Origin of the sequence: uncultured Roseobacter sp., assembly GCF_947499265.1 — a bacterium.
Classification (GTDB): domain Bacteria; phylum Pseudomonadota; class Alphaproteobacteria; order Rhodobacterales; family Rhodobacteraceae; genus Roseobacter.
In genome coordinates this window covers 227208-247648 of the sequence record NZ_CANMNK010000001.1, presented here as the reverse complement: position 1 = coordinate 247648, position 20441 = coordinate 227208, and the positions used below count along the sequence as shown (strand labels likewise).

The 20441-nt window shown below is 60.4% G+C and carries 23 protein-coding genes; 10 read left to right on the top strand and 13 right to left on the bottom strand.

Annotated elements, in window-relative coordinates; all coding sequences use genetic code 11:
- Positions 1-35: 35 nt before the first annotated feature.
- On the bottom strand, positions 36-740 hold the full coding sequence (locus tag Q1A63_RS01195; protein WP_298968571.1) for a hypothetical protein: 705 nt from the start codon (positions 738-740) through the stop codon (positions 36-38).
- Positions 712-999: a hypothetical protein gene (locus Q1A63_RS01190; RefSeq protein ID WP_298968570.1), complete on the bottom strand. Its 288-nt coding sequence runs from the start codon at positions 997-999 to the stop codon at positions 712-714. Before Q1A63_RS01190 ends, Q1A63_RS01195 begins: the two co-directional genes overlap by 29 nt.
- A 176-nt stretch (positions 1000-1175) precedes the next feature.
- On the opposite strand from Q1A63_RS01190, the gene Q1A63_RS01185 reads away from it, so the two are divergent.
- The 3 genes from Q1A63_RS01185 (at position 1176) to Q1A63_RS01175 (ending at position 3654) form a co-directional block, all read left to right on the top strand.
- On the top strand, positions 1176-1646 hold the full coding sequence (locus tag Q1A63_RS01185; protein ID WP_298968568.1) for a hypothetical protein: 471 nt from the start codon (positions 1176-1178) through the stop codon (positions 1644-1646).
- A 194-nt stretch (positions 1647-1840) separates the two neighbouring features.
- Positions 1841-2470 carry a ribonuclease HII gene (locus Q1A63_RS01180; protein ID WP_298969563.1) on the top strand — a complete coding sequence of 210 codons (630 nt, stop codon included), beginning with the start codon at positions 1841-1843 and terminating at the stop codon, positions 2468-2470.
- Positions 2471-2556: 86 nt separating this feature from the next.
- Positions 2557-3654 (top strand): site-specific DNA-methyltransferase, encoded by a 1098-nt coding sequence (locus tag Q1A63_RS01175; RefSeq protein WP_298968567.1) that lies wholly within the window; start codon positions 2557-2559, stop codon positions 3652-3654.
- A 189-nt stretch (positions 3655-3843) separates the two neighbouring features.
- Here Q1A63_RS01175 and Q1A63_RS01170 read toward each other — a convergent pair whose 3' ends face one another.
- The 3 genes from Q1A63_RS01170 to mutY form a co-directional block, all read right to left on the bottom strand.
- Positions 3844-4269: a response regulator gene (locus Q1A63_RS01170; protein ID WP_298968565.1), complete on the bottom strand. Its 426-nt coding sequence runs from the start codon at positions 4267-4269 to the stop codon at positions 3844-3846.
- Positions 4270-4339: 70 nt separating this feature from the next.
- Positions 4340-5491: an alkane 1-monooxygenase gene (locus Q1A63_RS01165; RefSeq protein WP_298968564.1), complete on the bottom strand. Its 1152-nt coding sequence runs from the start codon at positions 5489-5491 to the stop codon at positions 4340-4342.
- A 73-nt stretch (positions 5492-5564) separates the two neighbouring features.
- Positions 5565-6632 (bottom strand): A/G-specific adenine glycosylase, encoded by a 1068-nt coding sequence (mutY, locus tag Q1A63_RS01160; protein WP_299630398.1) that lies wholly within the window; start codon positions 6630-6632, stop codon positions 5565-5567.
- A 93-nt stretch (positions 6633-6725) separates the two neighbouring features.
- Here mutY and Q1A63_RS01155 point away from each other — a divergent pair, with 93 nt between their 5' ends.
- The 3 genes from Q1A63_RS01155 to Q1A63_RS01145 are packed head-to-tail and all read left to right on the top strand — an operon-like array spanning position 6726 to position 9035.
- Positions 6726-7235, top strand: a complete 510-nt coding sequence (locus tag Q1A63_RS01155; protein WP_299630396.1) for a DciA family protein — start codon at positions 6726-6728, stop codon at positions 7233-7235.
- Between the two features lie 13 nt (positions 7236-7248).
- A complete protein-coding gene (locus Q1A63_RS01150) occupies positions 7249-7920 on the top strand; it encodes a DsbA family protein (RefSeq protein ID WP_299401068.1) in 672 nt (223 codons plus the stop codon).
- Positions 7920-9035 (top strand): CaiB/BaiF CoA-transferase family protein, encoded by a 1116-nt coding sequence (locus Q1A63_RS01145; protein WP_299630393.1) that lies wholly within the window; start codon positions 7920-7922, stop codon positions 9033-9035. Before Q1A63_RS01150 ends, Q1A63_RS01145 begins: the two co-directional genes overlap by 1 nt.
- Positions 9036-9041: 6 nt before the next feature.
- Here the strand turns inward: Q1A63_RS01145 and lpxK are convergent, their stop codons facing one another.
- The 6 genes from lpxK to Q1A63_RS01115 all read right to left on the bottom strand — a co-directional run bounded on the left by lpxK (position 9042) and on the right by Q1A63_RS01115 (position 15348).
- Positions 9042-10037 (bottom strand): tetraacyldisaccharide 4'-kinase, encoded by a 996-nt coding sequence (gene lpxK, locus Q1A63_RS01140; RefSeq protein ID WP_299630391.1) that lies wholly within the window; start codon positions 10035-10037, stop codon positions 9042-9044.
- A complete protein-coding gene (locus Q1A63_RS01135) occupies positions 10024-11271 on the bottom strand; it encodes a glycosyltransferase N-terminal domain-containing protein (protein WP_298968554.1) in 1248 nt (415 codons plus the stop codon). The genes lpxK and Q1A63_RS01135 overlap by 14 nt, the downstream gene beginning before the upstream one ends.
- 6 nt (positions 11272-11277) lie before the next feature.
- The gene (locus Q1A63_RS01130) at positions 11278-11520 is read right to left on the bottom strand and encodes a DUF4170 domain-containing protein (RefSeq protein WP_298968552.1); all 243 of its coding nucleotides are present in this window, start codon (positions 11518-11520) and stop codon (positions 11278-11280) included.
- A gap of 56 nt (positions 11521-11576) precedes the next feature.
- Positions 11577-12371: a 3'(2'),5'-bisphosphate nucleotidase CysQ gene (locus tag Q1A63_RS01125; RefSeq protein WP_298968551.1), complete on the bottom strand. Its 795-nt coding sequence runs from the start codon at positions 12369-12371 to the stop codon at positions 11577-11579.
- The gene (locus tag Q1A63_RS01120) at positions 12358-13704 is read right to left on the bottom strand and encodes a TldD/PmbA family protein (protein ID WP_298968550.1); all 1347 of its coding nucleotides are present in this window, start codon (positions 13702-13704) and stop codon (positions 12358-12360) included. The genes Q1A63_RS01125 and Q1A63_RS01120 overlap by 14 nt, the downstream gene beginning before the upstream one ends.
- A gap of 120 nt (positions 13705-13824) precedes the next feature.
- Positions 13825-15348: a DUF2125 domain-containing protein gene (locus Q1A63_RS01115; RefSeq protein ID WP_298968548.1), complete on the bottom strand. Its 1524-nt coding sequence runs from the start codon at positions 15346-15348 to the stop codon at positions 13825-13827.
- A gap of 130 nt (positions 15349-15478) precedes the next feature.
- Between Q1A63_RS01115 and Q1A63_RS01110 the strand changes: the two genes are divergently transcribed.
- The gene (locus Q1A63_RS01110) at positions 15479-16228 is read left to right on the top strand and encodes an SDR family oxidoreductase (protein WP_298968546.1); all 750 of its coding nucleotides are present in this window, start codon (positions 15479-15481) and stop codon (positions 16226-16228) included.
- Positions 16225-16842 carry an enoyl-CoA hydratase/isomerase family protein gene (locus Q1A63_RS01105; protein ID WP_298968544.1) on the top strand — a complete coding sequence of 206 codons (618 nt, stop codon included), beginning with the start codon at positions 16225-16227 and terminating at the stop codon, positions 16840-16842. The genes Q1A63_RS01110 and Q1A63_RS01105 overlap by 4 nt, the downstream gene beginning before the upstream one ends.
- A 41-nt stretch (positions 16843-16883) precedes the next feature.
- Here the strand turns inward: Q1A63_RS01105 and Q1A63_RS01100 are convergent, their stop codons facing one another.
- Positions 16884-17177: an HNH endonuclease gene (locus tag Q1A63_RS01100; protein WP_298968542.1), complete on the bottom strand. Its 294-nt coding sequence runs from the start codon at positions 17175-17177 to the stop codon at positions 16884-16886.
- Between the two features lie 73 nt (positions 17178-17250).
- Here Q1A63_RS01100 and Q1A63_RS01095 point away from each other — a divergent pair, with 73 nt between their 5' ends.
- A complete protein-coding gene (locus Q1A63_RS01095; RefSeq protein ID WP_298968540.1) occupies positions 17251-18585 on the top strand; it encodes a mechanosensitive ion channel domain-containing protein in 1335 nt (444 codons plus the stop codon).
- The gene (locus Q1A63_RS01090; protein WP_298968539.1) at positions 18582-19781 is read left to right on the top strand and encodes a TIGR03862 family flavoprotein; all 1200 of its coding nucleotides are present in this window, start codon (positions 18582-18584) and stop codon (positions 19779-19781) included. Before Q1A63_RS01095 ends, Q1A63_RS01090 begins: the two co-directional genes overlap by 4 nt.
- Here Q1A63_RS01090 and Q1A63_RS01085 read toward each other — a convergent pair.
- A complete protein-coding gene (locus Q1A63_RS01085) occupies positions 19745-20329 on the bottom strand; it encodes a glutathione S-transferase family protein (RefSeq protein WP_298968537.1) in 585 nt (194 codons plus the stop codon). The two genes, Q1A63_RS01090 and Q1A63_RS01085, sit on opposite strands and share 37 nt — an antisense overlap.
- Positions 20330-20441 lie beyond the last annotated feature (112 nt).

Here is a 20441-nt window from a genome sequence, read left to right as displayed (position 1 = left end):
ATCAAACCCGCATCAAATTCAGCGACCGATTTAGATCAGATCACCTTGATCACATCTTTGTCGATCGCCAGCATGTAGCCGCGCCGCGCGATATTCTTGACCAAGAGCTCTGCGACGATCTGGTTTCCCAGTGTATCGCGTAAACGCTTGATACGTGTGGCCCCCGCCGCTTCATCGCAATCGGCAGATGATCTGCCCGAAATCACGCCTTCGATTTCGGAACCAGATAGCACGTCATCATCCATACGGGCTTCCGCCAGCACGGACATCGTTTCCATCGCGGCGTCGGTCAGTTTGAAACCGAGGTTATTAAGGTACACGGTGTTTTCTTCGCGGCTGATCAGCAGGGAATTAACCTGGATACCCGCGCGCTCGATCTGGGCCATGCGACGGTTGAACCCGACAAGAAACACAAGGAAAACCAGGGCGGCGATCAGCATCGCGGTAGCGAAAACCAGAAGCACAAAAATCACCAGCCGGTAGCTTGCCAGCGTGTCGGAAAAGGCGGTACCCGATTGCGCGAGGATTTCCAGCAACTTAATTTCCGCCTGCGCCGTCAGATCGTTGTTTTCCACAAACAGGCGTTCGACGCGGGCATTGAACGCATTGGCATCGGGCAGCGCCCAAAAAAGCAGGGCAGCGGCGACAATCAATATGCCCACGATCCCCGCAATGCCGAACCCCACGATACGACCGCCCGAGCGGCGCATGTCAGAAGCGGAGGTAGTTGGGTCCTGCACTCTGTTTCCTTTCTGCCAGCCCACTCTCATCGAAGACGGAAACAATGTTCAAAAGCGTCCACCCGCGGCTTGCCAGCCGCGCGGACAACTCCACCTTGGCCGCGCTTTTGGAGCATTGCGAAATTTGCGCCACACCATAGTGCAGGCGCAGCGGGTTGTCCTGCTTTGCCTTGTAATCGGCATAGCAATCGGCGGCGTGTCCAGGCCCGGTCAGGGCCAGCGCCGCGATTAATCCGGTGATCAGGGCTGTTTGTTTCATATGCGCGATCCTGCGCCCCAGACGCGAGATATTCAATAACAAAGGGGCCTTAGCCCTCCTGCTATCCGATAACAATGCGGCGATATTGCCTGTCCGCCGGGGGCTGACCCAGATTGTTCGAGACACACCCGTCGCACTGTCGGGGTCTACTGGAATACATCTGAAAGGACACGCCCATGCACCGCAAGTTCATCGCCACCATCGTTGCCGCGGCTCTGGCCGTCACCGCCATCGGCAGCGCCCCGGCGCGCGCGGACGAAGACCTGTTGCGGGCATTGGCCGCCATCGCTGGCATCGCGATTGTGGGCAAGGTGATCCACGACCGGAACAAACGCGAGAAAGAACGCAACACGGTGACCCGGAACGCCCACAAGGCGCCGGTGTATCAGAGCCATGGTCGCGTTTATGATCTGAAACCGCGCCCGCTTCCCAAACGCGCGCAACGCAAGCTTTTGCCCGGGGCTTGCCTGCGCAGTGCTGAGACGCGTCAGGGTCGGCTGCGCTACTTCGGCCAGCACTGTCTGAAGCGCAATTATAAATATGTGAACCGCCTACCCAATGCCTGTGCCGTCCGGGTGCGCGGACATGGCCTTGGATATGAGGCGCGTTGCCTGCGCAATCAGGGATACCAATTGGCGCGCCGCTAAGGACGCGTCGATGCAAAGCCGGCGGGGTCCCCCAAAAACCGGCTTTGACCTAGAAGGGGGCGTTCGGGCGCCTCCTTCCTTTTGATAACGAGTACCGCGCTCCCGCAACCGGGGGCGCGTTTTCCTTTGTGCGCTGTGCGTGGCTCGATAGGTTGGGTCTTGCGCTTTGGGTCGGATCATTGGATCAAAAGATCATGGGTCCGGATTTCGAGATGGAAAAGGCCGCCATGGCGGCCGGCAAGGCGCGGGTGGCCGGGGTTGATGAAGTCGGCCGTGGACCGCTCGCGGGTCCCGTGACGGCGGCGGCCGTTGTGCTCGACCCGGCCTGCATTCCCGAAGGCCTCAATGATTCCAAACAGCTCTCAATCAAGAAACGGATCTATCTGGCGGATCTACTGAAGGATTGCGCGGAGATTTCCATTGCGCATGCATCCGTGGAAGAGATCGAACAGCACAATATCCTGCGCGCCAGCCATATCGCCATGTGTCGCGCTCTGGCCGGGCTGCCGCATCCGCCGGATCATGTGCTGATTGACGGGTCGATGATCCCGCACGGGCTGAACGTGTCGGCGCAGCCCGTGGTCAAGGGAGACACACGGTGTCTTTCGATTTCTGCGGCGTCAATTGTGGCCAAAATATGTCGCGACAGGCTGATGGTGGATTTAGCGCAACAGCACCCCGGCTATGGGTGGGAGACGAACATGGGATATGGATCAAAAAGCCACATGTCTGCGCTTCAAAATCTGGGGCCGACCCCACACCATAGACGTACTTTTAAACCGGTGCACAATATGTTGTATCAAGATAAAAACTTAAGGTCTTGATTCAAAAAAGAAATTGACCGCGAATCGCCTTTGACTCATGTTTGTCTCAACCAATGAGTGCAAGCGCACCGGCACAGAGGCAGAACATGATGACCAAACTCAAAGGCGCCCAGGCGCTTCCTTTGAACACGATTCTTGACGGCGATTGCATCGAGATGATGAACGCGCTGCCGGCGGCTTCGGTGGACCTGATTTTTGCAGATCCGCCTTATAATCTTCAGCTCAAAGGCGACCTGCACCGCCCCGACAACAGCCGGGTGGATGCCGTTGACGACGAATGGGACCAGTTTTCCAGTTTCAAAGCTTATGACGACTTCACGCGGGCCTGGCTCAAAGCGGCGCGCCGTCTGTTGAAACCCAACGGCGCGATTTGGGTGATTGGCAGCTATCATAATATTTTTCGGGTCGGTGCGGCGCTTCAGGATCAAGGATATTGGATTTTGAATGATGTGGTTTGGCGCAAGTCGAACCCAATGCCCAATTTCCGGGGAAAACGCTTCACCAACGCGCATGAGACGATGATCTGGGCGGGTCGGGATGAAGCCAGCAAGTACACGTTTAACTATGAGGCGCTCAAGGCGCTGAACGAGGGCATTCAGATGCGCTCCGACTGGGTGCTGCCGATCTGCACCGGGCATGAGCGCTTGAAAGACGATAAAGGCGAAAAAGCCCATCCGACGCAAAAGCCGGAAAGCCTGTTGCACCGCGTTCTGGTGGGGTCGACCAATCCAGGCGACGTCGTGCTCGACCCGTTTTTCGGGACCGGCACAACGGGCGCTGTGGCTAAGATGCTGGGGCGTGATTTCATTGGGATCGAGCGCGAAGCAGCTTACCGGAAGGTTGCAGAGAAGCGCATTGCCAAGGTGCGCAAGTTTGACCGGGAGGCGCTTCAGGTTTCCACCTCAAAACGGGCGGAGCCGCGCGTTCCCTTCGGGCAGTTGGTTGAGCGTGGCATGTTGCGCCCCGGTGAAGAACTTTATTCGCCCCGGGGACAAATTGCCAAAGTCCGCGCGGATGGGACCCTGATCGGGAATGACGTCAAAGGCTCGATCCATCAGGTGGGGGCTCATCTGGAAGGCGCGCCAAGCTGCAATGGCTGGACCTATTGGACCTTCAAGCAGGATGGCAAAAAGGTCCCGATCGACGTGTTGCGCCAGCAGATCCGCTCGGAAATGACCAACTGATCTTTCACTCTTCGAACACCGCCGGTGCCTGTGGCCTTTTGTAAGAGGCTGCCTAGTTTAGGCACTCAACTGACCCCGCCATTTATTGGCGGGGTTTTTTCATGCGCCAGTATTCGTTAAGCCGCAAGCAACATGATCCAGAGCAGAATGACCTCATGCTCCTGCAGGGCTTAGCATTTGAGCTGGTCCCTAGCTGGCCCGCTGTTGCTGTGGCTTGTAGTTCAGCGCGGCATGGATATAGCGCGCGCCAAAATCCGACTTGTTGACCACATGGATCACGCCTGCCGATTGCGCTTTGTCAAACATGAAGGGTGTTGGCCAATCGCTGACCATAACAATGGGGATTTTGGCAAATTCAGGCTTTTCCGCCAGTTCCAACGCAAAATTTGCACCTGTCCCGTCGGGCAGATTGTTATCGAGCAAAATCATGCTGGTCTGATACCGCGCCATGTGTTGGCGCGCCTCGTCAATTGTAGAGGCAACAGCGACAAAAACACCATTGAAGCTTTTGTCCATGATGCGTTTGATCCGCTCCTGATCGAAGATGTTATCTTCGACAATCAAGCAGGTTTTTGTCGTCGCACCCGGATATGTTATCGCGCTTTGTTGCTGCATGCTTGGCTCTCACATCAGTCCACCTGAGCGCTGAAGGTCACATAAAAGCCTTAATATAACGTGTTCAGGGTTAGCCCGGCATCGGGTTTTCGGCCTTGTTATACGGTGCCCAATCCGTGATCTCAGGATAGTAATTCGCGCGCCACAAGCGGACCCTGGGGTTCATGATGCGGCGCCACAAGGGCGGCACCATCGCCACCATCGTCATGATCGGGTAGCCATAGGGCAATTGCGGCGCATCGGATGCGGAATAGGTCTGCAGCACCGGGAAGCGGCGGTCGGGTTTGAAGTGGTGATCGGAATGACGCTGGAGGTTGATCAGCAGCCAGTTGGACATCCTGAAGTCCGCATTCCAGGAGTGCTGGGGTTTGACGTGCTCGTACTTGCCATCGCCCAGATGTTTGCGTGTCAGACCGTAGTGTTCAATGTAGTTGACCAGCTCCAGCTGCCAGATCGCGGTGCCCGCCTGCACCAGGAACAAAATGACCCCAGACCAACCGCCAAGCAGAAATGCCAAAAGCAGCATGAAGAGTTGCAGTGCCCCGTATTTGAAGAACGGGTTTGCACGGTCATGCCAGGGCAGATTGCGCCGGGCCAGCATCTTCTTTTCCGCCTGAAACGCCGAGTGCAGAGACTGTTTCAACACCCGCGGATAGAAGCGATGAAATCCTTCGTTGTAGCGGGCGGTGACGGCATCCTTGGGGGTTCCGACATAGCGGTGATGCACCAGCAGATGTTCGGAACGGAAATGCGAATAGAGCACCATGGCCAGCAGAATATCGGCCATCCAGCGTTCCATCTTGTTTTTCTGATGCATCAATTCGTGGCTGTAATTGATGCCCACCGTGCCGGTGATCACGCCAACACCAAAAAACAGCACCACCCGTTCCAGCGTGCCCAGATGGTCGGCCTGGGGCACGTACCAGATCAGACTGAACAGCAGACAGAATTGCACCGGCGCCCAAATTACCGTGATCGCGCGGTACCAATAAAGCGCCTCCTGCGGCGCGTCCGGATCGGCATTCGCAAGATCACGCCCAAAAAGCGCATCAAGTGCTGAAAAGAGGTACCATGTGACAACGGGCAGTAAGACCACGGTCCATCCGCCCTGCAACGCGCCGACCCATGCGAGAGGAACCAGCAGTAGCGAAATCCAAAACGGAGCCGCGCGCGAAAACCGGATGAGGTCCGCGAGGGGAACAGATTTCGTTTCACGTGCCATCATTCAGGTCCTGCATCGCATCTGGCATCATTCTATGTCCAATCAGCGCCCGCATCCAAGCGTGACGCCGCGCTCAAATCTCTCCGCTTGCCAGATCAAACGCCTTGCGCATGACCGTTGGTAGATCCGAAGGGCGGAATTCCGGCCGGGGCAGGAAGGCTCCGCGATCAGCCTTGGCATCATTCCCCATGCGGGCGCCGTAGATGGTGAGCGTCAAGTGGAAATGGGTAAACGTGTGACGCACCTCCGCCGGTAATTTCTGCCAATCCGCCGTGGCCGGGGGATCGGTGTCTGGCACGTCTTCCTTTACGTCCACCCAATCCGATCCCGGCCAGCCCAGCATGCCCCCCAACAACCCCTTTTCCGGACGCGTTTCCAACAACCATGCGCCGTCATCGCGGCGCCCCAGATAGACGATACCGTGTCTTGTTGGTTTAGCCTTTTTCGGTGTCTTATTTGGTAGTTCCTGCGCGGTGCCTCGTGCACGTGCCACGCAGGGATCACGCCAGGGGCAGATGCCGCAAGCGGGTGATTTCGGGGTGCAGATCGTGGCCCCCAGATCCATAACGGCCTGCGCGTAATCACCGGGGCGTTTGGACGGGGTCAGGCGTGCCGCCTCTGCCATCAACTCCGGTTTTGCCTCCGGCAAGGGGGTGTGAATGTCGTGCAACCGGGCCATCACACGTTCGACGTTCCCATCCAGCACCGCATGGGGCAGATCAAAGGCGATTGAAGAGATCGCGGCAGCGGTATAGGGGCCAATCCCGGGCAGCTTCAGCAAGGCGGCGTGATCGGCGGGAAAGCGACCCTCATGCTCCGCCACCACCTGCCGCGCGCATTTCAGCAGATTGCGGGCGCGGGCATAGTACCCAAGGCCCGCCCATTCGCCCATCACATCGGCATCGCGCGCGGCCGCGAGATCGGCCACCGTTGGCCACCGTGTTGTGAACCGTTCAAAATAGTCTTTGACGGTCACCACGGTTGTCTGCTGCAACATGACCTCAGAGAGCCAGACGCGATAGGGATCGGGCACATGCCCGGCCTTGCGATCCTGTGGCGAGACACGCCAGGGCATGCGGCGGGCATGAACATCGTACCACGCCAGCAATTCGTCGCTCAGCGTCACGGGGTTTTGAGGCATCTCACGCAATGTTTATAATCGTCCTGTGGCTTTATCTGGTTGCTGAGGCCCCAATTCGGTAAGATACAGCAACTGTTTCACTGAAAGATAGCAATGCCACCTCGACGTGCCAGTACAAAAGGTTTCAAGCGCACGGCCAGTCTGCTGACGGGCCGGATCAGGGCGGCGTCGGAGAGCCGGGGATTCGCTCAAAGCCGCTTGCTGACGCAGTGGACCGAGATCATGGGCCAGGATATTGCTGCTGTCTCACGCCCCGTGGAGGTCAGCTATGGCCGCGGCGGCATGGGGGCGACGCTGACGCTGCTGACGACCGGTGCCAACGCGCCCATGCTGGAGATGCAAAAGGAACAGATGCGCGCCAAGGTCAACGCGGTCTATGGCTATAACGCCATCGCGCGGGTGCGGATCACGCAAACGGCGGCAACCGGATTTGCCGAAGGCCGGGTAGCGTTTGAGCCTGCACAACCGGCTGAAAAAGAGGACGTGATCGACCCGCTTATCCGCCAACAGGCCGCTGATACCGCCAGTCCGGTGCGGGATGCCGGTTTGCGTGATGCCCTGGCGCGGCTCGGCGAAAACATACTGAACAAGACAAACCGTTGAAAAAGGAAAACCCATGTCGCGTATGATGATTATTTCTGCCGCTGTGGCTGTGTTGGGCATTGGGGCGTATTTCGTGACGTCACCGGGGTCTTCGGTCACGCCGGTGGACCCGCTTGGCGCCGCCAACGCGCAGGAAACAGAAGCCGATATCGATACTTCCACAATTGCGGAAATGTCGCTGGGCAACCCGGATGCGCCCGTGACCGTGATCGAATACGCCTCCTTCACCTGCCCGCATTGCGCGTCGTTTCACGCAGGCCCCTACAAACAGCTGAAGGCGGATTACATCGATACCGGCAAGATCAACTTCGTCTACCGCGAGGTCTATTTTGACCGCTATGGCCTTTGGGCGTCGATGATCGCGCGCTGCGCGGGCACGCCGGAGAAATTCTTTGGCATGACGGACCTGATCTATGCCGGTCAGTCGGAATGGTCGCGTGCCGGGGACCCTGCTGCCATCATCGAAGAGCTGCGAAAGATCGGTCGTTTGGCCGGGCTGAACGGCGACACCATGGAAGCCTGCCTGCAGGATGGCGACAATGCCCGCACGCTGGTGGCCTGGTATCAGGAGAACGCTGAGGCCGATGGTGTCGACAGCACACCAAGCTTTGTCATCAACGGCCAGAAGTATTCCAACATGGCCTATTCCGAAATGGCGGCACTGATCGACGCCGCGGCGGAGTAATGACGGCACCCCTTGCTGGTCTGAAAGTCGTCGAACTGGCGCGTGTGTTGGCCGGCCCCTGGGCCGGTCAAACGCTGTCTGATCTCGGCTGCGACGTCACCAAAGTAGAGAGTGTCGCGGGAGATGACACCCGCCAGTGGGGCCCGCCCTTCATCACACGGGATGAGGATGTTTCAGCCGCCTATTTCCACTCGACCAATCGCGGAAAACGCTCCGTGACGGCGGACTTCAGGACCGAAGAAGGCCAGCAAAAGGTCAAAACCTTGCTGGCAGATGCGGATATTCTGATCGAGAATTTCAAGACCGGGGGTCTGGCTAAATACGGGTTGGACTATGCCAGCCTGGCGCAGGCGTTTCCGCGCTTGATCTATTGCTCGATCACGGGTTTCGGGCACACCGGACCCTATGCGCCGCGGGCAGGTTATGATTTCATCATTCAGGGCATGTCGGGTCTGATGTCCCTGACCGGTGAGCCGGAGGGGCAGCCGCAGAAATATGGCATTGCCATCACGGATATTCTGACCGGTGTCTATGCGACCACGGCGATTCTGGCGGCGGTGCACCAGCGTCAGACGACGGGGCGTGGGCAGCATATCGATATGTCCCTGATGGATGTGGCGGTCGCAGTGACCTCCAATCAGGCGATGAACTATCTGACCACCGGCCATCCGCCGCAGCGGATGGGCAATGCGCATATCAACCTCGCCCCCTATCAGGTCTTCGATTGCCTGGACGGGCACATCATCATCGCCACCGGCAATGATGGCCAATATCGGCGCTTGTGCAAGCTGCTGGGGCTGGATGACATGATCACCGCGCCGCAGTTTCTGAAGAACGAAGACCGATTGGCCCATCGCGCGGAAATGATTTCGCGCCTGACCGCGGCCACGAAGGCGCGCACGCGCGATGATCTGCTGGCGGCCTGCGAGGCAGAGGGCGTGCCGGCTGGCCCGATCAACGATATGGGTGACGTCATGGCCGACCCACAGGTGCAGGCGCGGGGCCTGCAGGTGGCCTTGGAGGGGGTACCTGGCGTGCGCGCTCCCTTCACTTTTTCGGATGCGGAATTGGCCTTGCACAAGCCAGCCCCGAAACTGGGCGAACATGACGAATAACCGGGCCTAGGGCGCGGGCAGCGCGTCCAGCCGGGCAAAGAGCGCATTATCGTCTTCTGCAAATTGCAACCGCACCGGCAGGGTGATGACCTTCGTGCGGAAGGCGTTGGGCAGCCGCACCGCATCTTTTTCCGTAGTCACCAGTTGCGCGCCACGCGCCTGCGCATCCGCCTGCAACCGGCCCATGAGCGCGGTGGTGAGCGGTTGATGATCCTCCAGCGGTTCAGCGTGCACGACATCGGCGCCCAGCCCCCGCAGCGTGGCAAAGAACTTCTCGGGGTGGCCAATCCCAGCAAAGGCCACGAGTTTTTCACCCTTCCAGTCCATCCCGGTTTGCAGGGGCTCCAAGGCACCACGCACATGCGGGATGGGTATTTTTGTGTTTCGCACCTCAAAAGCGGCCTGCGCGGCGGCGTCCCCGAGGGTCAAGAGAACATCCGCCCGCGCCAGGCCAACATCCACGGGTTCGCGCAGCGGACCGGCGGGCAGGCAGCGCCCATTGCCAAACCCGCGCTGCGCATCCGCGACCACGATGCTGATGTCTTTGTGCAAGGCAGGATTTTGGAACCCATCGTCTAGGATCACGACGGTCGCGCCTTCTGCCTGCGCGGCCTTGCCCCCCGCGGCGCGATCCTGTGCCACCCAGACCTCGGCAAAGGCGGCGAGCAGCAATGGCTCGTCGCCCACATCCGCCGCGGTGTGCCGCGCGGGGTCCACGCGCACGGGGCCCTTCAGACGGCCCCCAAATCCTCGGGTGACGACATGCGGTATGTGGAAGCGGCCAGACAGACGCTCGACCACGGCGATCACGGTTGGCGTCTTTCCGGTACCACCTGCATTGATGTTGCCCACGCAAACCACCGGAATGTCGAGTTTCAGCGGGGTTCCTCGCAGCAGACGGCGCGCGGTGCCTTTCGCGTAAAGCCAACCCAGCGGCGCGAGCAACCGAGCCAAAACCGACGGTCTGTCTGGGGGTGTGAACCAGAAATCAGGTGTCCGCACGCGACAGCTCCACCCGTTCGTCCAGCGTGGTCTCCACCAGATCGATAACCTTGTCGGTCAGTTCCGCCCCACTGCTGACCACATCCCAGCCCGCATGGGCCATGGCGGCGGCCTGATCCGGTGCAATCAGTCGGGTCACCGCGGTGCCAAGCGAATGCGCGTCATTCACGATCCGCGCGGCACCCGCACTGGCCAGTCGCGTGTAAAACGGCATGAAACGCCGCACGTTGGGCCCGTATAGAACCGCAGACCCAAGCGCGGCGGCGTCAAACGGATTGCACCCGCCATGGCCGGATGTGAGCGAGCTGCCCAAAAAGGAGACAGGCGCCAGCCGGTAAAACAGGCCCAGATCGTCGCTTTCTTCGGCCAACATCACCTGTGTCGCTTCGGACGGATCACCCTCAGAGACCCAATCACATACCCGGAAGCCTTCTTGCCGTGCGTTCTGTGCCAATTGGGAGGTCAGATTTCGATTGGCCGGGTGCAGGATCAACAGCAACCGGTGCGAATACCGCAAGGCGTGACGGTGCGCGGCCAGCACAACCGGACCCTCGGACTGCTGGACGGATGTTGCCAGCCACACCGGGCGACCGGCAAGCGAGGATGTCATGTCCGTCAGATCGGTGTCCTCGCAGGGCAGCGCCTGCCCACCGGCCTGAAGCGGCCTTGTCATTTCGATGCGACTTGTCGGCAGACCCAGAGTTTCGAGCCGCTGCAACGCCTGGGCCGACCGTGTCATGACCGCGATGAACCCGGTGAGCAGTTCGCGCGAGAGGTCGGGCAGCCAGCGGTCCCTGCGACCGTCAAATCCGCCGGTGTCGGCATCGATCAGCGCCATGGGGCATCCCACCTCGCGGGTCTGCGACAACAGGTTTGGGCGCAATCGCCCCCAGGTCCAGATGCACATGTCGGGCGCCCAGTTTTTCAGAAAGGCGTCAATGGCGGTGGGATGCTCCGACGGGATTTCTTCGTAGAAGATCGTCGATTGCGTGCCGATGTTGGTGTGCACTTTTTCCAGCGCTTCGCGGTCCGGCAGCGTGATCAGAACATGCAGATCATTGCGCGCCGTGTGCAGCCGTTCGGCCAGATCCTGAATGGCCAGAAGGTTGGATGGCTCTGCCGCGTGGATCCAGACAAGCTCGCCTGCAGGCCGTGCGCTGCTGGGCACAAACAGGCGGCTTGCCGATCTGCGAGACAGCGCACGATAGGCCGCCAGTCCTAAGGAGCGGCCCATGAAGTATTACTCCAGTTCTTCGGTAGACGATGCTTCGGCCTCTTCGTCTCGCAGGCGGTGCAGATGGGCGATGAAATACCGCATATGTGCATTGTCCACGGTGCGTTGGGCTTCTGATTTCCAGGCGTTGAACGCCGTTGCGTAATCCGGAAAAATCCCGACAACATGGATGTCGTCCACATTCTTGAATACATTTTTGCTGGGGTCGACAAGTTCGCCGCCGAAGACGAGGTGTAGCCTTTGTGTCATGGGAGTTTCCTTTGGTCAGCCGGGTCGGCGGAACGTCGCGTATCTGAGCGTCCGGGTCAAGACGCCGCGGGCGGGGCGGGTGCAAGCGCGCCGAGAACATGTTCATGCAGGCGCGGACCCGTGGCGATCACGCCGTTCAACCTTGGTTGTTCGTTGTTGAAGCGCAGGGGCGCGCCGGTTTTGTCGGTGCAGATGCCGCCCGCTTCGGTCACGATCAGTGCACCTGCGGCAATGTCCCATTCCCAGCTTGGTCGAAAGGTCAGCATCCCGTCAAACCGTGCCTCCGCAACCAGACCCAGCCGGTAGGCGAGCGAAGGGCGGTGCGCACGTGTGAAACCGGGCAATCCGCCCGGCCAGTGGTCGGCGTTCATGATCGGCTTGGTGGCCAGGATATCCGCAACGTTCAAATCAGCCGCCTCGCTGGCCGTGATACGCTCACCGTTGTGAAATGCGCCGCGCCCCAGCGCTGCGGAATAGAGCTTGTCGCGCAGGGGCAGGAACACCGCCGCTGCGGTAATCTGACCCTGATGCGCGATGGCGATGGAATGCGCCCAGGTACGGGAGCCATCCACAAAACTGCGTGTGCCGTCGATGGGGTCAATGATGAAAACCGTCTCGCGCCGCAGCCGTTCCGATGTGTCTTCGGTCTCTTCAGACAGCCAGCCATAGTCGGGACGCGCGCTGCGCAGGGCGTTTTCGAGGGCGGTATTGACCGCAAGATCCGCTTCGGTGACCGGTCCGGCGCCATCCGGCTTGTCCCATTTGCGCGTGCCTTTCCCGACAAAACTGGTTGCGACCCTGCCGGCAAGGCGTGCGGCATCGGTGAGCAGATCGAGATCAGTTGCCTGCAAGGGTCATTCCCGGCACCAGAAGCGACGGGACCACCCGGCTCAGGTGCGTGCGCGCGTCGTTCGCGGGGGTAATATTGCGCAGCATGTCCCGCAGGTTTCCGGCGATGGTGCATTCGTTGATCGCATGGGTGATCTGGCCGTTTTCGACCCAAAACCCGGCCGCCCCGCGCGAATAATCCCCGGTGTTGGGGTTGATCGTCGAGCCGATCATCGAGGTGACCAGCAGGCCGGTGCCCATATCCCGGAGAAGATCGTCGCGGCTTGCCTCTCCCCGGGTCAGCGCCACATTCCAGGTGGTGGGTGAGGGGGCTGAGGAGGTGCCGCGCGCGGCATTGCCTGTTGAGGCCATGCCCAGCTTGCGGCCCGTGGCCAAATCAAGGGTCCAGCCGGTGAGGATGCCATTTTCCACGATGTTGCGCCGGTTGGTCGGCAGGCCTTCGGCGTCGAAGGGGCGCGAACTGGAGGCGCGGGGACGGTGCGGATCTTCGACAAGCGACAGGTGATCCGGCAAAACCGCGCTCCCCATCGCGTCACGTAGCCACGAGGCACCGCGGGCAATGGAGGCGCCATTGATGGCGACCAGGAGATGCCCGATCAGGCTTGAGGACACGCGCTCATCAAAGAGCACGTTGAAACTGCCCGTGGGTGGTTTGCGCGCGTCCAGTCGCGCCACGGTACGTTCTGCGGCACATTTTCCGATGTCTTCAGCGTCGCGCAGGTCGCTTTGAAAGATGCGGCTGTCGCCGTCGTAGTCCCGTTCCATCGCGGTGCCCGTGCCCGCAATCGCAACACAAGACAGACCCCTGCTGGTGCGGCGATACCCATCCGAAAACCCGTTTGTCGCGGCAAGATGCACGGTGTGGGCGGAGTATCCGGCGCTTGCCGATTGCACCTGCGTCACCCCCTTGTTTTCTAGGGCCGCAGCTTCGGCACGGGCGGCATCGTCCTGCAGGTCGCCGGGGGAAGGCTCCGCGCCCGGATCATAGAGTTCCAGCGCGGCAGTCTGCGGATCTATAACCAGTTGATCGGGGGATGCCAACCCGGCAAACTGATCGTCAGGTGCCTCGCGCGCCATGGCCACGGCACGCACCGCCATTTCCTGAATTGTCTCGTCACGTGTATCTGAGGCCGAGACCGTCGCACTTTTGTGGCCGACGAAAACCCGCAGGCCAAGGTCGATGCCTTCGGAGCGTTCTGCATGCTCCAGCGTTCCGGCGCGCACCTCGATGTTGAGCGACGTGCCTTGCATCACCACCGCATCAGCCGTTTCAGCACCCGCCTTGCGGGCGGCATGCAACAGGCGGTCGGTCAGTATCTGCGGCGATTGCGTCATAGGCTGTGCTCCAAAGCAATTGCACCTCAGGTAGCTGTGTGCTCGCCGCGCTGCAAGGGTGGTACGTAAAAAGGGGCGCCTGTTGTGCGCCCCTTCATTCTCACGCGCCTTTGGTGTTGGCTACTGAATACGCTGACCATTGGCCAGAATATGGCCCTGTTCATTGGTCTCGATCCGCGAATTGAGGGTGTCCGGCGCATTGCCCGGCACCGCCAGCAGGCCGAGCATCATGCGCGCGCCCATCGCCTGATCTTCGGGCAGCAGACCCATGGCAACCAGCGAGTCGATCAGCTTGTTACCCCCGACCAGCGACAGATCTGCAGCGCCGATTGGCTTCAGCGCGCCACCCGGTGCCGCGTTGTCAAACCGGAACGCGCCCTCTCCGGTCAGCTCGGCGCCAGCCGCCTTGACCTGCAATCTGTTGATGTTGACCTGCTCCACCTCGGCGGGCGTGATGTTCGGGTCACCCGACACCGTTGCGGCTGACGGATCCAGAAAATCAAAGAGCATCCGTGCCTTGCCGGTCAGATCCAGCACGATGGTCGCCGGATCGCGGGGCAGCTGCGCGTTCGGATCGAACATGCCCCACAACATGTCGGACATGGAGAAATCGTTGAACGCAAAGCCAAAGGCGAAGTCCTTCATCTCCTCGGTCTTCTGCAGCGGCATCGCCAGATTGAACCGGGCATCCACCATGTCGAATTCGATCGGCACCGGGAAATCCGGTGACATCATGGCAACCTGCAGGTTTTTCTGATCGCCAGCGTAGTTCAGGCCATCCTCACCCAATGCGACATCGAGTGAGCCGCCATTGGAGGTGGTCGTCGCAGAAAACGCCGATGCGCCGTTTTCTTCCACGGAAATGTCCGATGCGCCCCCGGTGTAGTTGAAGGTGCCTTCACCGCTCACGCCCGCCGCCAACAGCGAAGAGACATCGCCCGTGTCAATTTTCACCAGCGGGAAGGCGCTGGAGCCGGTGAAGTTCAGACCATCGATGCGACCGTTCATCTTGGCGTTGCCCGAACCTTCGGGGTCAGCAAAGGCCAGATCATAGGTCACGTCGCCAGCCTGCATGCTCTGGTCATAGACGCGCTTGCCGCCGATGGTTGTTTTCGTTGTGCCGGAGAGGCCCTGCATCGCCAGTTTGACCAGCGCCATGTCAGGGCTTTGCACTTCGCCGTCGACGGTCAGGCCGGTCATAATGACTTCGACTGTCTGTGCCGTATAGGCATTCGTCATTTCCGTCGGCACGCCCGAAACAGTGGAAACCATGCCGGTGTGGCGCACTTCCAGCTCAACATCGGCGACCTCGCCTTCCTCGCCGGTCACCTGCATCGCAAAAGGCATCACCTCAGGGAAAACGACGCTAACGGTGCCATCGGCGTTTTCGCTGAAGGCCACCTGCTCCAGCCGCATGGATGACGCGCCCATGTCCTCGGTTTGTGGAATATCGATTGTCAGATCGGTGATGGTCAGAGTGCTGCCGGACTGTGCCTCCGAGGCCGACACGCCGTAGCCAAGGCCTTCAAAGTAGGACTTCCAGTCGGTCCAGACGTCCTGCGCGCTGACGTCCGCATAAGCGGTCGATGCGGTGGACATGGCCAACACAGTTGCTGCTGTGAAGCGATGGTTAAAAAATGACATGTGTAAATCCTTATGAACAGCGTCTGCGCGCATCGTCAGGCAAGGCCTGCCAATGGTCAAGGGGAACCGGGTCTGGACCAAGGCTGCGTGGCAGATTACCACAAGGCAACAGCCTCAGGGAGTGCAGCACATGGATATGACGGGAAAGACAGTATTGATCACCGGCGCCAGCCGTGGGATCGGCGCAGAGACTGCACGGGTGTTTGCGGGTGCCGGTGCAAATGTCGCTCTGGTGGCGCGCGGTCAGAAGGATATTGCCGATCTGGCCGGTGAGATCGGCGAACGGGCCATCGCCATCCCCTGCAACGTGGCCAACAGCCGGGAAATGGCTGCTTCGGTTGATGCGACCGTCGAGACCTTCGGGGGCCTCGATGTGCTGATCAACAACGCAGGCGTCATTGAGCCGATCGCGCATTTGTCAGAGGCCGATCCGGAGGCCTGGGGGGATGTGATCGACATCAACCTCAAGGGTGTCTTTTACGGTATGCGGGCGGCGGTGCCGGTGATGAAGGCGCGCGGGGGTGGGTCGGTTCTGACCATCAGCTCGGGGGCCGCACATGGGCCGGTCGAGGCCTGGAGCCATTATTGCGCCTCCAAAGCGGCGGCCAACATGCTGACCCGCTGCCTGGATAAAGAGGAGGCCGCGCAGGGCATCCGCGCGATTGGCCTGTCGCCGGGGACGGTGGCCACGCAGATGCAGCGCGAGATCAAATCGAGCGGTATCAATCCGGTCAGCCAGCTGGAATGGGATGTGCATATTCCGGCGGATTGGCCCGCGCGGGCGTTGCTGTGGATGTGCGGTCCAGAGGCGGACGCGTGGCGCGGGCGGGAGATTTCCCTGCGCGATGAAGACATCCGCCGAAAGGTCGGCCTCATATGATCGATCTGGATCGTGAGGGGGATGTCTGGACGGTCACCCTGAACCGCCCGGACAAGGCGAATGCGCTGACCGAAGCGATGTTGCAAGATCTGATCGCGGCGATGCAGGCAGCACGTGCCGCCCGCGCGGTCATCCTCACAGGCGTGGGCCGTGTGTTCAGTGCCGGGGCGGATCTGGACGCGGCGCGCGCCGGTCTGGCGACCTCACCGCTTTGGGAGGAACTCTCTGCTGCTGTCGCCGATCTGCCGGGGCTGTCCATCGCAGCCCTGAACGGCACGCTCGCCGGTGGTGCGATGGGCATGGCGCTGGCCTGCGACATCCGGATTGCACCGCCCCACGCCAAGTTTTTCTATCCGGTTATGAAGCTGGGCTTTTTGCCACAACCCAGTGATCCGCTGCGCATGTCTGCGCTGATCGGTCCGGCGCGCACGAAACTGATCCTGATGGGCGGGCAGAAGATAGAAGCCGAAGAAGCGCTGCGGTTTGGGCTGATCGACCGGATCATGCCCGCAGATGAGATCCTGGCGCACGCCCGCGATCTGACCGCCGATACGGTTGCAGCCAAGGTCGCGCTGGCGCAGGACATCAAACGCATGTGTGCCGGGGCGTCCTGAAGATCCGCCTAACAGCTTGTAACGCGCCACCCCAATCAGCATCAGGTCTTTCTGCGTTTGCCGGGCACTTTTGAGTGGAAACCGGGCGGTCTCTTGGCGACCCAGGCGATGAATTTGGCCAGTCTTGGATGCGCGCGCAGCGCACCGACGGTCGCATAGTCCCGCGCCAATTCGGCTTCGCTCAGCGTCGCGTGAATTTCCCGGTGGCAGATGTGATGCAGCAAGACCGTCGGCCCACCCTTGCCGCCTTTCAGTTTGGGGATCAGGTGGTGCAGGCTTTGCTTGACGTCCCCAGGGATCGGCCGGTCACACAGGGGACAGATTGCATCAGACATCCGGGCTTGCTCCACAGGTCTTGCACGGGCAAGAGTCTAGCTGTGGTTTTTGGGATGAAAAGAGGGGGTTTGCGTGGAATTTGACCTGTCCACCCAGCCGGAGATTGTACAGCGCGGCGCGGAATATGCCCTTCTCGGGTGGGAACTCGCAAAATCCTGGGCGCTCAGCCCGGCGGCGTGGTCACAGTTTGCCCTGCTGATCCTGGCGTATCTGCTTGCGGTTCTGGTGGCGCGCCGCCTGCGCGGTGTCCTGAAACGGCTGCTGACCCCTGCCGAAGACGCGGAAACCGCATTGGCCCGTGCGCGCCGCACCTCCTTGCTGGCGCTGCCGCTGCTGTTGCCGCTGCTCGCCTATGCGTTTACCGCGATTGGTGAAAGCGTTGTGCGGTCGCTCTTTGACAGCGGCGCGGTCATTGCCTTTGGCAAACGTCTCTTCATGTTTCTGGCGGTACGCACTTTGGTGCGCGAAATCATTACGGATCCCTTCCTCAAACTGTTGGGCCGCTACGTCCTCATTCCAATCGCTGCTCTCTATGCGGTGGGCCTGCTAGATCCGCTGATGGTGAAATTGAGCGAGATCACCATCACGCTTGGCAATATTTCCTTCTCCGTCATGTCGCTTGTCCGCGGCGTCATTGCCGGTGGTATCCTCTTTTGGCTGGGCGGCTGGTCCAACCGGCAAACCACGCAATTCATTGAAAACCAAAAGGAAATGCGGCCCTCGCTGCGGCAGCTGACCGCCAAGGCCATCGAATTCGCCATTTTCGGTGTCGCCTTCCTGCTGCTGCTGAACATCATGGGCATCAACCTCAGCGCTCTGGCGGTGATCGGGGGCGCCATTGGTGTCGGTCTTGGATTTGGCCTGCAGAAAATTGCCTCCAACTTTATCTCAGGGGTCATTCTGCTGATCGAAGGTCAGGCGACGGTGGGCGATTTTGTCGAGCTGGACGGCGGCGAATCCGGTCAGATCGTCAAAATGACGGCGCGGGCGGCGGTGCTGGAAACATTCGATGGCCGCTGGATCGTGGTGCCGAACGAGGATTTCATCACCACGCGTGTGGTCAACTATTCCGATTCCGGTTCCGCCAACCGCTACGAGGCGCCGTTTTCCGTGAGCTATGACACCGACATCAACGCCGTGCCCGCGATCATCGAAGCGGCCGTTGCCACGCATCCGGATGTGCTGGACGCGCCCTATCCGCCGGATTGCGAGCTGCGCGGTTTTGGCGATAGCGGGATCGATTTTGCCGTTGAATTCTGGGTGAACGGGCTGGATGATGGGCCCAATAAATACACCTCCGATGTACTCTTCCTCGTCTGGAACGCCCTGAAAGAGAACGGCATCGAAATTCCCTATCCGCACCGGGTGGTGGAGATCAAGGGAGCGTCGCCGCAGGTGGAGGCGTGAAGCGGGCCCTTGTCATCGGCGCCGGACCTGCCGGTCTGATGGCCGCCGAAGCGCTCGCCGCTGCGGGGTTGCGCGTAACGATCTGCGATGCAAAGCCATCCGTCGGGCGGAAATTCCTGATGGCCGGAAAGTCCGGTCTGAATTTGGCGAAGGACGAGCCCTTTGATCAGATGCTGCCGCACTACTATGAGGCGGCGGACCCTCTGCGCCCTATCTTGCAGGCCTTTGACGCACAGGCGGTTCAGGAGTGGGCGCGCGGGCTGGGGCAGGAGATATTCACCGGATCCACCGGGCGGGTGTTTCCAAAAGCGATGAAAGCCTCGCCCCTGTTGCGGGCCTGGTTGCAGCGCCTGGCGGCAGCGGGGGTTGATCTGCGCACAAACATGCGGTGGCACGGGTGGCAGGACAATCAGGCCGAGTTCGACGGTCCGAACGGTCTCGAAGTGCTGGGTGCCGATGTCACCGTTCTGGCGCTCGGGGGGGCCAGTTGGGCGCGTTTGGGATCGGACGGCGCTTGGGCAGATAAGCTTGCGGAGCGCGGTGTGGTGATTGCGCAGTTCGCGGCGGCAAACGTCGGGCTGAGCGTGGCATGGTCACCTCATATGCTGGCGCGGGCGGGGCAGGCCCTGAAGGGCGTGCGCTTTATCTGTGGCCCGATGCGTTCACGCGGTGAAGCCGTCATCAGTCGGACCGGGCTGGAAGGGGGTGGCATCTATGAGGTCAGCCGTGCGGTCCGTATAGATCATGCACTTTACGTGGACCTGCTGCCCGATCTCAGCACCGATGAGGTGGCCAGGCGGCTTGCCCGCCCAAAAGGCAAAACAAGTCTGGTGAATCATCTGCGCAAGGTGCTCAAACTGGACCCCGTCAAGGCAGCACTGGCCTTCGAATGCGCCCGCCCCTTACCCAAGGACCCTGCAGCCTTGGCGCGGGTGTTCAAGAAGCTCCGGCTGAACCACGATGGTCTGCAGCCGCTCGATCAGGCAATATCTGTTGCCGGTGGCGTGGCGTTTGATGCGCTGACGCCGGATTTGATGCTAAAGGCTGTTCCGGGAGTTTTTTGCGCGGGCGAAATGCTGGATTGGGAGGCACCCACAGGGGGCTACCTGATCACCGGGTGCCTGGCGACGGGACGCTGGGCAGGGCAGGCGGCGGCAGCCTATGTTTCGGAAGCCGCCAGAAACGCCGGACGCTGACGCAGCGCTTTCGCGTAAGCGAAGAGCTTTTCATCCGTGCGCGGAAATTTCGCGCCGATGGCCCAATTCAGGCAATGACAGGCCAGAATATCGGGAAGCGTAATCGTGTCGCCCATCAGAAAAGACCCCTCCAGCCGCTCCGATAGATGTGCCGCCGAGCGTTCGAATTCGAACTTGAGCGCGTCTTTGACAGTTGGCACGCGCCTGTCTTCCGGCAGCACGAAGCTGTGCTTGGCCGCGGCCCAGAGGATCGCGTCCAGCTCATCGATCAGCCAGAATGTCATCGCGTCCTGCCTGGCCCGCGCGACCGTGCCAGCGGGTGCTGTCAGCTTGCCGTGCTTGTCCGCGAGATAGGTCATGATCGCGACCGAATCCGTCAGCACGTCCTCGCCATCGACAAGCGCCGGGATTTTCCCAAGAACGTTGTACTGCAACGCCTCTTCGGATCGCGGCCCGGCTGCGATCTGCTCATAGGGCTCACCCATTTCCTGCAACGTCCACATCACGCGAAACGCGCGGGATTTGGTCGTGCCGATCACCTTGTACATTAGAGCATCCTATTCTTGGCTTGTCCGTCTCAGAGACTGTCATCTTGTGTCTGGCGCGGCAACTGCTGACATATTCTGTCAGTGGATTGTGAGAGCATTTAAGGCGAAGTTT

Excerpts from the sequence above, each read along its gene's own strand:
- Q1A63_RS01190 (WP_298968570.1), bottom strand. The coding sequence starts at position 999 with ATGAAACAAACAGCCCTGATCACCGGATTAATCGCGGCGCTGGCCCTG.
- Q1A63_RS01185 (WP_298968568.1), top strand. The coding sequence starts at position 1,176 with ATGCACCGCAAGTTCATCGCCACCATCGTTGCCGCGGCTCTGGCCGTC.
- Q1A63_RS01180 (WP_298969563.1), top strand. The coding sequence starts at position 1,841 with ATGGGTCCGGATTTCGAGATGGAAAAGGCCGCCATGGCGGCCGGCAAG.
- Q1A63_RS01175 (WP_298968567.1), top strand. The coding sequence starts at position 2,557 with ATGATGACCAAACTCAAAGGCGCCCAGGCGCTTCCTTTGAACACGATT.
- Q1A63_RS01170 (WP_298968565.1), bottom strand. The coding sequence starts at position 4,269 with ATGCAGCAACAAAGCGCGATAACATATCCGGGTGCGACGACAAAAACC.
- Q1A63_RS01165 (WP_298968564.1), bottom strand. The coding sequence starts at position 5,491 with ATGGCACGTGAAACGAAATCTGTTCCCCTCGCGGACCTCATCCGGTTT.
- mutY (WP_299630398.1), bottom strand. The coding sequence starts at position 6,632 with ATGCCTCAAAACCCCGTGACGCTGAGCGACGAATTGCTGGCGTGGTAC.
- Q1A63_RS01155 (WP_299630396.1), top strand. The coding sequence starts at position 6,726 with ATGCCACCTCGACGTGCCAGTACAAAAGGTTTCAAGCGCACGGCCAGT.
- Q1A63_RS01150 (WP_299401068.1), top strand. The coding sequence starts at position 7,249 with ATGTCGCGTATGATGATTATTTCTGCCGCTGTGGCTGTGTTGGGCATT.
- Q1A63_RS01145 (WP_299630393.1), top strand. The coding sequence starts at position 7,920 with ATGACGGCACCCCTTGCTGGTCTGAAAGTCGTCGAACTGGCGCGTGTG.
- Q1A63_RS01135 (WP_298968554.1), bottom strand. The coding sequence starts at position 11,271 with ATGGGCCGCTCCTTAGGACTGGCGGCCTATCGTGCGCTGTCTCGCAGA.
- Q1A63_RS01130 (WP_298968552.1), bottom strand. The coding sequence starts at position 11,520 with ATGACACAAAGGCTACACCTCGTCTTCGGCGGCGAACTTGTCGACCCC.
- Q1A63_RS01120 (WP_298968550.1), bottom strand. The coding sequence starts at position 13,704 with ATGACGCAATCGCCGCAGATACTGACCGACCGCCTGTTGCATGCCGCC.
- Q1A63_RS01115 (WP_298968548.1), bottom strand. The coding sequence starts at position 15,348 with ATGTCATTTTTTAACCATCGCTTCACAGCAGCAACTGTGTTGGCCATG.
- Q1A63_RS01110 (WP_298968546.1), top strand. The coding sequence starts at position 15,479 with ATGGATATGACGGGAAAGACAGTATTGATCACCGGCGCCAGCCGTGGG.
- Q1A63_RS01105 (WP_298968544.1), top strand. The coding sequence starts at position 16,225 with ATGATCGATCTGGATCGTGAGGGGGATGTCTGGACGGTCACCCTGAAC.
- Q1A63_RS01100 (WP_298968542.1), bottom strand. The coding sequence starts at position 17,177 with ATGTCTGATGCAATCTGTCCCCTGTGTGACCGGCCGATCCCTGGGGAC.
- Q1A63_RS01085 (WP_298968537.1), bottom strand. The coding sequence starts at position 20,329 with ATGTACAAGGTGATCGGCACGACCAAATCCCGCGCGTTTCGCGTGATG.